Origin of the sequence: Ferrimonas sp., assembly GCF_048263965.1 — a bacterium.
Classification (GTDB): Bacteria; Pseudomonadota; Gammaproteobacteria; order Enterobacterales; family Shewanellaceae; genus Ferrimonas.
This window is the reverse complement of record NZ_JBLXDO010000038.1, coordinates 1-11,380: the sequence shown is the minus strand read 5'-3', so window position 1 is coordinate 11,380 and position 11,380 is coordinate 1. Positions and strand designations below refer to the sequence as shown.

General features: G+C 58.7%; 8 protein-coding genes. 5 read left to right on the top strand and 3 right to left on the bottom strand.

Annotated features, from left to right (window positions below; all coding sequences use genetic code 11):
- Nucleotides 1–77: 77 nt before the first annotated feature.
- Nucleotides 78–890, bottom strand: a complete 813-nt coding sequence (locus ACN0RV_RS19320) for a pyruvate, water dikinase regulatory protein (protein ID WP_417350168.1) — start codon at nucleotides 888–890, stop codon at nucleotides 78–80.
- A 129-nt stretch (nucleotides 891–1,019) separates the two neighbouring features.
- Here ACN0RV_RS19320 and ppsA point away from each other — a divergent pair, with 129 nt between their 5' ends.
- The 4 genes from ppsA (at nucleotide 1,020) to ACN0RV_RS19300 (ending at nucleotide 8,885) form a co-directional block, all read left to right on the top strand.
- Entirely contained in the window at nucleotides 1,020–3,398 is a 2,379-nt protein-coding gene (ppsA, locus tag ACN0RV_RS19315; protein ID WP_417350167.1) for a phosphoenolpyruvate synthase, read from the top strand.
- Between the two features lie 96 nt (nucleotides 3,399–3,494).
- Nucleotides 3,495–6,494 (top strand): FAD-binding and (Fe-S)-binding domain-containing protein, encoded by a 3,000-nt coding sequence (locus ACN0RV_RS19310; RefSeq protein ID WP_417350166.1) that lies wholly within the window; start codon nucleotides 3,495–3,497, stop codon nucleotides 6,492–6,494.
- 431 nt (nucleotides 6,495–6,925) lie between these two features.
- On the top strand, nucleotides 6,926–7,891 hold the full coding sequence (dsdC, locus tag ACN0RV_RS19305; RefSeq protein ID WP_417350165.1) for a DNA-binding transcriptional regulator DsdC: 966 nt from the start codon (nucleotides 6,926–6,928) through the stop codon (nucleotides 7,889–7,891).
- 172 nt (nucleotides 7,892–8,063) lie between these two features.
- The gene (locus tag ACN0RV_RS19300; RefSeq protein WP_417350164.1) at nucleotides 8,064–8,885 is read left to right on the top strand and encodes a MaoC family dehydratase; all 822 of its coding nucleotides are present in this window, start codon (nucleotides 8,064–8,066) and stop codon (nucleotides 8,883–8,885) included.
- Between the two features lie 57 nt (nucleotides 8,886–8,942).
- Here ACN0RV_RS19300 and ACN0RV_RS19295 read toward each other — a convergent pair whose 3' ends face one another.
- A complete protein-coding gene (locus tag ACN0RV_RS19295) occupies nucleotides 8,943–9,443 on the bottom strand; it encodes a YbjN domain-containing protein (RefSeq protein ID WP_417350163.1) in 501 nt (166 codons plus the stop codon).
- A 174-nt stretch (nucleotides 9,444–9,617) separates the two neighbouring features.
- A complete protein-coding gene (locus tag ACN0RV_RS19290; protein WP_417350162.1) occupies nucleotides 9,618–10,661 on the bottom strand; it encodes a Glu/Leu/Phe/Val dehydrogenase dimerization domain-containing protein in 1,044 nt (347 codons plus the stop codon).
- Between the two features lie 207 nt (nucleotides 10,662–10,868).
- On the opposite strand from ACN0RV_RS19290, the gene ACN0RV_RS19285 reads away from it, so the two are divergent.
- Nucleotides 10,869–11,288, top strand: a complete 420-nt coding sequence (locus tag ACN0RV_RS19285) for a DUF4826 family protein (RefSeq protein WP_417350161.1) — start codon at nucleotides 10,869–10,871, stop codon at nucleotides 11,286–11,288.
- Nucleotides 11,289–11,380 lie beyond the last annotated feature (92 nt).

The window sequence follows — 11,380 nt, the reverse complement described above, 5'->3', positions numbered from 1 at the left end:
GGTGCATAGAAAAGCCAGTTGTCACTGACAACTGGCTTAGTCAAAAACCGTCAACGTATTTTAGGACGGGTCAGGGTTCAGAACATGCTCCGTTCCAGCCCGGTTTCCGACAGGATCTTGGTGGCGATCTCCTCCACCGAGTTGTTGGTGGTGTTCAGGAAAGGGATCTTCTCCTTCTTGAACAGCAGCTCCACCTCTTTTACCTCCATCCGGCACTGACGGGCGGAGGCGTACTTGGAGTCGGCCAGCCGGCTCTGACGGATCTCTGTCAGGCGCTGAGGGTTGATGGTGAGACCAAACAGCTTCTTCTTATACTTCTTCAGCTCAGGCGGCAGCTTGAGGTTTTCCATATCTTCGGCAATGAAGGGGTAGTTGGCCACCTTGATGCCGAACTGCATGGAGAGATAGAGGCTGGAGGGGGTTTTGCCGCAGCGAGAGACGCCAATCAGGATCACATCCGCCTCGTCCAGGTTCTTCAGGGTGACGCCATCGTCGTTGTCCATGGCGTAGTGGATGGCGTCGATGCGGGCGTTGTAGGACTCGTTGGCCATGGAGTGGGTTCTGTGGGCCTTGGGGTCTGCCTTGATTCCCAGTTGTTGCTCTAGGGGGGCGACAAAGGTGTTCAGGAAGTCGTAGTCCAGCCCTTCCGAGGAGTAGATGATGGCGCGAATCTCCGGGTTCACAATGGAGTGAAAGATCAGAGGACGCTCTCCCGTCGTAATAAAACAGTCATTGATCTGGTTCCGAACTTCCTCAGCTTTCGCCAGAGTTTCCACGAATGGGATGGTTTTTTGTTCGAAATCCACTGGAAACTGGGACAAAACCGCGTGCCCAAACACTTCTGCAGTAATGGCTGTTCCGTCGGAGATGTAGAATACTTTGCGGGTCATCCGGGCCTCATGTAGTAATAAAATTACAATAAAAATTAGACTTTTATGGCTATTTGGGCCCAGTGTATGATGCCAGCGACCCCGTAGGAAGGGGTGTCATAATAAATCTGAGGTTGTGAGGACAGAACAGTGACCCAATATGTACTCTGGTACCAAGAACTTGGCATGAACGACGTCAACCGAGTTGGCGGTAAGAATGCGTCTCTCGGTGAGATGATCAGCAACCTGGCAAACGCCGGCGTTCAGGTACCCGGTGGTTTCGCTACCACTGCGGAGGCCTATGATGAGTTTCTTGAGCAAAGTGGACTGAACGAGCGTATCCACACCGTTCTGGACACCCTGGATGTTGATGACGTTAACGCCCTGGCCAAGGCCGGTGGCGAGATCCGCCAGTGGATCATCGATACCCCCTTCCAGCCCGCCCTCGAAGAGGCGATCAAGGAAGCCTATAACGAGCTGAACCACGGTGGCGCAGAAGACGCGTCCTTCGCGGTTCGCTCCTCCGCCACCGCAGAAGATATGCCCGATGCGTCCTTCGCCGGTCAGCAGGAAACCTTCCTGAACGTTCGCGGCATCGATGCCGTGATGGTGGCCATCAAGCACGTATTCGCGTCTCTGTTTAATGACCGCGCCATCTCTTACCGTGTTCACCAGGGCTATGACCACCGCGGTGTGGCTCTGTCCGCTGGTATCCAGCGCATGGTGCGTTCTGACAAGGCCTCTTCCGGTGTGATGTTCTCCATCGACACCGAGTCAGGCCACGAAGATGTGGTATTTGTCACCTCCGCCTACGGTCTGGGTGAGATGGTGGTACAGGGTGCGGTAAACCCTGACGAATTCTACGTACACAAGCCAACCCTGGCTCAGGGCCACATGGCAGTTCTACGCCGTAACCTGGGTTCCAAGCTGGTACAGATGGTGTACTCCGGTGACGAAGCGCACGGCAAGCAGGTTGAGATCATCGACGTGGATGCCGCACAGCAGAAGCAGTTCTCCGTGACCGACGAAGAGGTGCTGGAGCTGGCCAAGCAGGCGATGATCATCGAGAAGCACTACGGTCGTCCAATGGACATCGAGTGGGCCAAAGATGGCATCGACGGCAAGCTGTACATCGTACAGGCCCGTCCTGAGACCGTACGCTCCAACGAAGACGCCCAGGTGATGGAGCGTTTCAACCTGGAAGGTACCAGCGAGGTGATCACCGAAGGTCGCGCCATCGGTCATAAGATCGGTGCCGGTGTGGCCAAGGTTCTGGACTCCATCGAAGATATGGATAAGATCCAACCCGGTGACGTTCTGGTGACCGACATGACCGACCCCGACTGGGAGCCGATCATGAAGCGTGCCAGCGCCATTGTAACCAACCGTGGTGGCCGTACCTGTCACGCCGCGATCATCGCCCGTGAGCTGGGTATTCCTGCGGTAGTAGGCTGTGCCGACGCCACCGCCAAGATCACCAACGGCAGCGAAGTGACCGTTTCCTGTGCCGAAGGTGACACCGGTTACATCTACGAAGGCAAGCTGGGCTTCTCCGTGACCACTTCCCGCGTGGACGACCTGCCTGAGTTGCCCATGAAGATCATGATGAACGTGGGCAACCCCGACCGCGCCTTCGACTTCGGTCGTCTGCCTAACGAAGGTATCGGCCTGGCTCGTCTGGAGTTTATCATCAACCGCATGATCGGTGTGCACCCCAAGGCGCTGCTGAACTACGACGATCAGGAAGCCGACGTGAAGGCGGAGATCGACGAGCTGATGGCGGGCTACGCCAACCCGGTTGAGTTCTACATCGCCCGTCTGGCGGAAGGTGTATCCTGTATCGCTGCCTCTGTTTACCCCAAGCGCGTAATCGTTCGTCTGTCTGACTTTAAGTCCAACGAATACGCCAACCTGGTGGGTGGTGACCGTTACGAGCCCGAGGAAGAGAACCCAATGCTGGGCTTCCGTGGGGCGTCCCGTTACATCGACGACTCCTTCCGCGATTGTTTCGCCCTGGAGTGTGAAGCCATTAAGCGTGTTCGCGGCGAAATGGGCCTGACCAACGTCGAGATTATGATTCCATTCGTTCGTACCCTGGGCGAGGCGGAAGGCGTGATTGCCGAGCTGGACAAGAATGGTCTGAAGCGTGGTCAAGATGGTCTGCAGGTACAGATGATGTGCGAGCTGCCGTCTAACGCCCTGCTGGCTGACCAGTTCCTGGATCACTTCGATGGCTTCTCCATCGGCTCCAACGACATGACTCAGCTGGCTCTGGGTCTGGACCGTGACTCCGGCATCATCAGCCACCTGTTCGACGAGCGTAACGACGCGGTGAAGGCTCTGCTCTCCATGGCGATTCAGGCGGCCAAGGCTCGCGGCAAGTACGTGGGTATCTGTGGCCAGGGTCCTTCCGACCACGAAGATTTCGCGGCCTGGCTGGCGGAAGAGGGGATCGATTCTGTGTCCCTGAACCCAGACACCGTAGTAGAGACCTGGCTGTACCTGGGCAAGACTCTGCCTAAGAAATAACTCTGGTCAATACTAGAATAATGAGGGGGGCGCTGCTAAAGCGCCCCCTTTTTTTATATGATTCGAGCAAGTATTCATCTGGGGACTTGCGGTCGAATGATCCCATCATTGCCTACAGCGCAGACACTGGACGCGCGCTATAAGAATTTTACGGAACAATTGGCCCAACAGGGGTTTAGTGGCGAGATCGATCTCAGCTACAGCGCCCGGTTGGCGATGGCGGTGGACAACAGTGTCTATCAGTTTATGCCTCAGGCGGTGGTCTACCCCAAGGATGCCCACGACCTGCAGCTGATGTTGCGCCTGGCGGCTTCCCCGGCGTTTAAGGGGATCCACTTCGCTCCCCGTGGCGGCGGCACCGGCACCAACGGTCAGGCCCTGAACTTCGGCCTGGTGGTGGACACCAGCCGCCACTTCCAGGGGGTGTCTGACATTGATACCCAGCAGCGCAGTGTTCAGGTGGAGTGTGGTGTGGTCAAAGACGCCCTGAACGACGCCCTGCGCCCCCACGGTCTGTTCTTTGCCCCGGATCTCTCCACCTCCAACCGTGCCACCATTGGCGGCATGATCAGCACCGACGCCTCCGGCGCCGGCTCCCTGGTCTATGGCAAAACCTCGGATCATGTCCTGGGTGTCACCTGTGTGCTGGATGACGGCACTCTGCTGACGACAGGCCCCTGGGACGCCGAGGCCCGCCAGGCCCTGACCGGTCGCGCCAGGGAACTGGCGGAGGCGGTGTTGACCCTGTGCCGCGACAAGCAGGCCCAGATCAAGCAGACCTTCCCAGAGCTGAACCGCTTCCTGACCGGCTATGATCTGCGTCACGCCTATGATGCGGACAGCGACACCCTGGATTTGACCCGCCTTATCTGTGGCAGTGAAGGAACCCTGGCTTTTGTGGTCAGCGCCAAACTGGATCTTACCCAGATTCCTACCGATCGCGCCCTGGTGAACATCAGCTACGACAGCTTCGATTCGGCCCTGCGCCACGCCCCCATTATGGTGGCGGCCGAGGCCACCGCGGTAGAAACCATCGATTCCACCGTATTGGGTTTGGCCAAGGATGACATCATCTGGCACCAGGTATCCGAGCTGGTGCCCAGCGCTTTCGACGAGGCGATGGCCGGCATCAACATGGTGGAGTTTGCCGGAACCCGTGACGAGGTGGAGACCAAGCTGGCCAATCTGGAGAAGCTGCTGGCCGAGGGGGCCAAGGGAGTGCTGGGCCACCGGGTCTGCCTGGACAAGGGGGAGATTGCCCGGGTCTACCAGATGCGTAAGAAGGCGGTGGGCCTGCTGGGCAATGCCAAGGGCGCCCGCAAGCCCATCGCCTTTGCCGAGGACACCGCGGTGCCGCCGGCGCAGCTGGCGGACTTTATCGCCGAGTTCCGCACCCTGCTCGATGGTCATAAGCTGAGATACGGCATGTTTGGCCATGTGGACGCCGGAGTGCTGCACGTGCGCCCCGCCCTGGACATGTGCGACCCGGCAGATGAAGCCCTGCTGCGCACAGTCTCCGATGAGGTGGAAGCCCTGACCCGTAAGTACGGCGGACTGATGTGGGGCGAGCATGGTCGAGGGGTGCGCTCCGAGTATGGTCCGGCGGTCTTCGGTGAACTGTTCGACGACCTGCGTCGCATCAAGGGCTGGTTTGACCCACACAACTGCATGAACCCAGGCAAGATCTGCACCCCCTTTGAGTCTCAGGAGGATGTGTACAGCATCGATGAGATAAAACGGGGCAGCTTTGACCGCCAGTTGCCGCAGGCAGCCCGCAGCCAGTTCGATAAGGCGATCAGCTGCAACGGCAATGGCCTCTGTTTTGACTACAACGCCAACAACCCCATGTGCCCCTCCTACAAGGTTACTGGCAACCGGGTTTGGTCGCCCAAGGGCAGGGCAACCCTGATGCGCGAGTGGCTGAGGCTGCTGGAGCAGGAGGGGGTGAACACCGCCGACCTGGACGCGGTGCCCGTGGCCTCCCTGCGTCAGCGCATCAAGGCCAGCCTGGGCCAGCACAAGCGTCAGGACTTCTCCCATGAGCTCTATGAGGCGATGCAGACCTGTCTGGCCTGTAAGGCGTGCAGCGGCGGCTGCCCGGTTAAGGTGGATGTGCCTGACTTCCGTGCCCGCTTCCTCCACCTCTACCACAAGCGCTACCTGAGGCCGGCCAAGGACTATCTGGTGGCCGGCATCGAGTCGGCCCTGGGGTGGATGGCCAAGGTGCCTCGCCTGGTGAACCTGATGACCCAAAATCCGCTGTCTGGCTGGGCGGCCGGCAAGCTGTTTGGCTATGTGGACACCCCGGCGCTGTCGGTGCCCACCCTGGCCCAACGTCTGCCCGCGGAGCTGCGCCTGGACGAGGCGGAGCTGACCAGGCTGAGCGATGAGGAACTGGCCAACACCCTGGTGATTGTTCAGGACCCCTTCACCAGCTACTACGATGCCGTGGTGGTTGAGCGCGCCGCTCAGTTGCTGCAGGCCCTGGGTTACCGGGTGCGGGTGATGGATTACCAGCCCAACGGCAAGCCGCAGCACATAAAAGGCTTTATGGATAAGTTCACCGAGACGGCCACTCGCAGCGCCCGGGCGCTGAACCGGGTGGCCAGCTTCGGGGTGACTCTGGTGGGGGTGGACCCGGCGCTGGTGCTCACCTATCGGGATGAGTACAACCTGGTGCTGGGTGATGCCCGGGGTGACTTCCAGGTGCTGTTACTCAACGAGTTCCTGGTGACTCAGCTTGAGCGCTGGCCACAAAAGCCAAAGGGGGAGGCGGTCTACAAGCTGATGACCCACTGTACCGAGAACAGTCTCCGCCCCCAGGCGGTGGCCGAGTGGCAGACTCTGTTCGGCCACTTTGGCGGTGAGCTGATCCATCAGGCCGGTGGTTGCTGTGGTATGGCCGGCACCTTTGGTCATGAGAGGGGCAATCTGGCCATCTCCAAAGATCTCTATGACCTCTCCTGGAAACCCGCCATCGAAGCGGCCACCGAGGAGGTGCTGGTGTCCGGTTATTCCTGTCGCTCCCAGGTGAAGCGCCATGAAAAGCAGCGGCCCCGTCATCCACTGGAGGCGTTGTTCGACTTAGTCGGCTAAGTTGGCATGGCTTGAATCAAGGGGCGCTTCGGCGCCTTTTTTGATCTCTAGGCGATTTGCTCAGGCTCAAAGGGTGATCTTTGTCACGGCGAAAAAATGTCCGCCCGAACCTGGATCACGATTTTGCTTGAATTTGAATAATCTGAGGGAATGGAGGGGGTGGGGCACAGCAGAGGGGATAACGTCGTATCACCACTCTGCCGGCGACCTTGTCACCTTGTATATGACGCGGTCGACGCGATCAGAACAGTAGGTAAGGGAGCACTGTCTGACCGGGCCCGGCAGCGGAACAAAGGGCTAACTCGATGGGTTCACTCACTGGTTTTGTGAACCCTGTCCCGCTGTCGACTCTTGCATAGTACTTAGCCTTGCGCCTCCCTGACAGCGAATTATCATTATCCTCGAATTAATCCAGTTAATCCGAGGTGACTATGTTAAACGGCGCGATACTCTCTTCGCTGCACTGTTTTGAGTGCGCGGCCCGTCATCTGAGTTTCACCAAGGCGGCGGAGGAGCTCTACCTCACTCAATCCGCCGTGAGCCATCGCATCAAGAAGCTGGAGGAGCAGCTGGGTTTCAAGCTGTTCCTGCGATTCAATCGTCGGCTGCAGCTGACCGATCAGGGGGCAGGGCTTCTGGCGGAGCTGGATCAGTCCCTCGGCAGCCTGGAGATCGCCATCCGCGACCTCAAGCAGCAGGATTTCTCCTCCACTTTGAGTATCGCCGTGCCCCACAGCTTTGCCCGATGCTGGCTGGCCGAGCGCCTCGGTGACCTGCACTCCAAGTTCCCCCGCCTGACCCTTCAGGTTCGCGCCCAGTCCAGAGCCACCGATTTTCAGCATGAATCTGTGGACCTGGCGGTCTACTATTCCGATCACCTGACTTCCGGCCTCTACGGTACTGACCTGATGGAGGAGAGCCTGGTGCCTGTGTGCAGCCGGGAGTATGCCGACGTCAATGAGCTGTGGGACAGCCCTGAGCGTTTGGCCCAGTGCCTGCTCCTGCACGATGAGACCGCCTGGCAGAGCTCCGGTTTCTACACCGAGTGGCAATACTGGGCCCGGCTGGCGGAGATAGAGGGGCTCTCAGTGGACAGGGGCTTTGTCTTCAACCGGGCAGACCTGGCTTACCGGGCGGCGATGTCCGGACAGGGTGTCGCCATGGGACGCTGGAGCATGGTGGCGCCCCAGGTGGAGGCGGGTAACCTGGTGGTGCCCATCGAGTCCTTCGTGCCTGCAGGTCAGCGCTACTACCTGGTTTGCCACCCGGATCGAAAAGACACGCCGGCGGTGAAGGCGATGTTTGACTGGTTGCAGGAGCAGGCCGCCCAGGGCATCTCCCTGGGGGAGGCGAGCATGGCCAAGTACAGCGATCAGGCCAGTCAGCGCGCCTTCTAATTTTAAAATCGTCTTTGTTTATAAGAAATGCCGCCAAACTCAATGAGTTCGGCGGCATTTTTATGCTTAGGCTATACTCAGAATCCCGACTGGTCTGTCCATCTGCTCCGGGAAAGTCGGTATCCTGTTCTGTTTAGAGTAATTATGCCACTTAAGAGAACCTTCTGAAGGAATGACAGTGCTTCAATACCACGCCAACCAGATCCCCACGACGATCCCACTGATTGCCCGAGCCATTCTTAAGCGTACGCCTCCGGCGCAGCTGCCCGAGAAGGCGATTGAGATTCAGGATTTTCGTTTTGATGCCGGCAAGCTGGAGAAGTACAACACCTTCTGCGGCTTTCCCAAGGGCAGCCTGCCTCTGAGCTACATGTTTGTTGCGTCTCAGCCTGTGCAACTGATGCTGTTGACCCAGCCGGATGTGCCGGTCAAGCCTCTGGGCATGATTCACCTGGGCGTGAGCTTTGAGCAGCACCAGCCCATGAGCCTGGATAAGAGCTATCAGTTTACCCTGAAGGTGGGTGACCAGCAGGAGACCATCAAGGGTCTGGAGTTTGAACTCCTCGGTGAGTTTCGCCATGAGGGTGAGTTGACCGCCAGCTACGTCAGCCGCTGCCTGCTCAAGCTTGAAGGTCCCCGCAAGCGCGGTCGTCCTGCCCGTGAGCCCCGGGTGGCCTATGACTGGAAACCGGTATCCAGCCTGATGATGCAGGAGAGTGATGCCCGCCGTTACGCAGCCATCTCCGGTGACTACAACCCCATCCACCTGCACCGCCTGACCGCCAAGCCTTTCGGCTTCGAGGCGCCCATCGCCCATGGCATGTTCATGGTGGCGAAGATGCTCGCCAGCGTCGCCGAGCCGGTAACCAGCGCCAGTTTCCAGTTCCAGCGTCCGGTGCTGATGCCTTGCGAGGGTACCATCGAGCGTGATGGCGAGGGCCTGCGCCTGGTGAACGAGGCGGGTAAGGCCCTGGTCTCTGCCAAGGTCGCCTGATTCCAGGCTAGGGATACAAAAAAGGCTCCTTTCGGAGCCTTTTTTAATGTCTGTCGCTTAGTGAAGCAGGTGCTGGTGCCCCAGTTCAACTTCCGGGGCAGCGTGACTCTCTTCGTCGCTGTCTTCCGGCAGGGCGTAGCCCTGCTCATGGATCCACTTCAACAGCTGCACCTTCACATCGCTGTGGAAGCCGACGAAATCGGCAAACTGCTCTTCGGTAAGGCCGGCGGCGGTACGAACATGGCTGCTGATCACCAGCTTTGGCAGGGTGTCATCCATCAGTTCGACGAAAATCTTCAGTTCATTATGCCTGTTGTTCAGCTCACCCAGTTCGCTGTAGAGCTTGAACAGGGTGGCGGGGCGCAACTCCATGGAGGTGCTGAACTGCAGCAGACCCTGCTCCTCAATCAGCTCCAGCTTACTGTCGAACACGCCGGGGCGCTCCTGCATCTTGGTCAGGTGAAAACCGTCGCAGGCGCCGCACAGGTAGAACTCCACCTGCATCGCTTCCAGCCAGCGGTGGATGTCGGCGTGTCCGGGTTGAGAGATTTGAGGCATAGAATCGGGAACGCTTTAGTCAAACTTAGGGAGCAAGAGTAACATTCAGACTCTGGGAAACCAAGGTGACGGGGCCCAGAGTGTGTTACATCTCTTTAAATCATCTTCGGCCGGTGTTGACCCTGGCCAGAAACAGAAACGCCCCGCTTGGCGGGGCGTAACTATTTCAGACGGTTACGCCTTGGCGGCGCGGGCCTGGGCGATGATCTCCCGGGCCATGATGTCCGCCACTTCACCGGTAGTTTTGCCCTCTTCGTCCGCTTTGGCGAAGATGGTCAGCAGGGTGTCGTAGATTTTACGCACCTTGGCTTCAGACAGTTCGGCGTCGTAGTCCTTTTCGAAGGAGACGTTGATGATGCCGCCAGCGTTAATCACATAGTCTGGGGCGTAGAGGATCCCTTTCTCTTTGAGGATCTCACCGTGACGGGGTTCCGCCAGCTGGTTATTGGCACAACCGGCAACGATGGTGGCCTTCAACTGGGGGATGGTGGTGTCGTTGACGGTGGCGCCCAGGGCACAGGGGCAGTAGACGTCGACGTTCTGACTGTAGATCTCGTCCAGACCCACGACGGTGGCGCCAAACTCGGTGGCGGCGCGGTCCAGCTGCTCAGGGCTGAGGTCGCAGACGATCAGTTCGGCGCCAGCCTTGTGCAGGTGACGGCAGATGTCGAAGCCCACATGGCCCAGGCCCTGCACTGCAACCTTGATCCCTTCCAGGCTGTCCAGGCCGCGCTGGTGCTTCACCGCAGCCTTGATGCCCAGGTAGGTGCCCAGGGCAGTGAAGGGAGAGGGATCGCCACTTTGGCCTTCCAGGCCGCACATGTAGGGGGTGACCTCATGGGCCTTCATGATGTCGGAGGTGTTGATCCCCACATCTTCGGCGGAGTAGTAGCGGCCACCCAGAGAGTCAACGGCACGGCCGAAGGCGTGGAACAGGGCGTCGGACTTGTCGGATTTGGGATCGCCGATGATCACCGACTTACCGCCGCCAAACTCCAGGCCGGCCAGGGCGTTCTTATAGGTCATACCACGGGAGAGGCGCAGTACGTCGTTGATGGCGTCCTCTTCGCTCTCGTAGGGCCACATGCGGCAGCCGCCGACGGCTGGACCCAGGGTGGTGTCGTGTACGGCAATGATCGCTTTAAGGCCTGAGGCCTTGTCGTGGCAGAACATGACGTGCTCATGTTCATCAAATGAGATGTGCTCGAAAATGGACACTGGCTTGCTCCCTGTGCAGTTTGCCTTTGTTTCAGGCCTTCTTATATGTGATTATGGTCGCCACCATACCAGCGAGACACTGGTGCGCCAAGTCGAACCAGGGCCTGAAGGGGTGTCAAATGGCAAGCAAAGTTGACATAGATCACACTGCTGACCCCTTTGCGCAAAAGTTGACTGGTATACGGCAGTAGCAAGAAGGAAGAGGCAATGACAGAACAACAACAGCCCCCCCAGCAGGAGCAGGAGTGGATCCGGACTCAATTTCAGAAGGCCAACCGTCATATGGCGGAGAAGGGCCTGATTCCGGGCAAGGTGTATGACAAGGAGTGCCGGGTACTGCCCCCCTTCCTGGCCCTTTGGAAGATTATGGAGAGTGGCAGTGGCAAGCGTTACTGGGTGCTCAGTGGCGACCTGCCCGCAGATCTGATGCAGGACACCCACATCGAGGACGCCCGCGATGCCCTGCGCCACTTCTCACTGAACTGGCAGATGAAGGCGGAGAACATCCGTCGTACCACCCAGGACAAAACTCAGCTGGAATATGCAGCGCTGCTGATCAACCGCGCCGAAGCGATGTCGCAGATGCAGATGGATGAGCGCTTCTGGACAGGCGAGGCCAAGGCCTGAGTCCTGGCACAGCATTAAAAAAGGTTCATCGCGCATTACCGGGAAAAGCGGCTCGTATCTTCAGGAAGAAGTAGTCGCTGTCCCGGTATCCG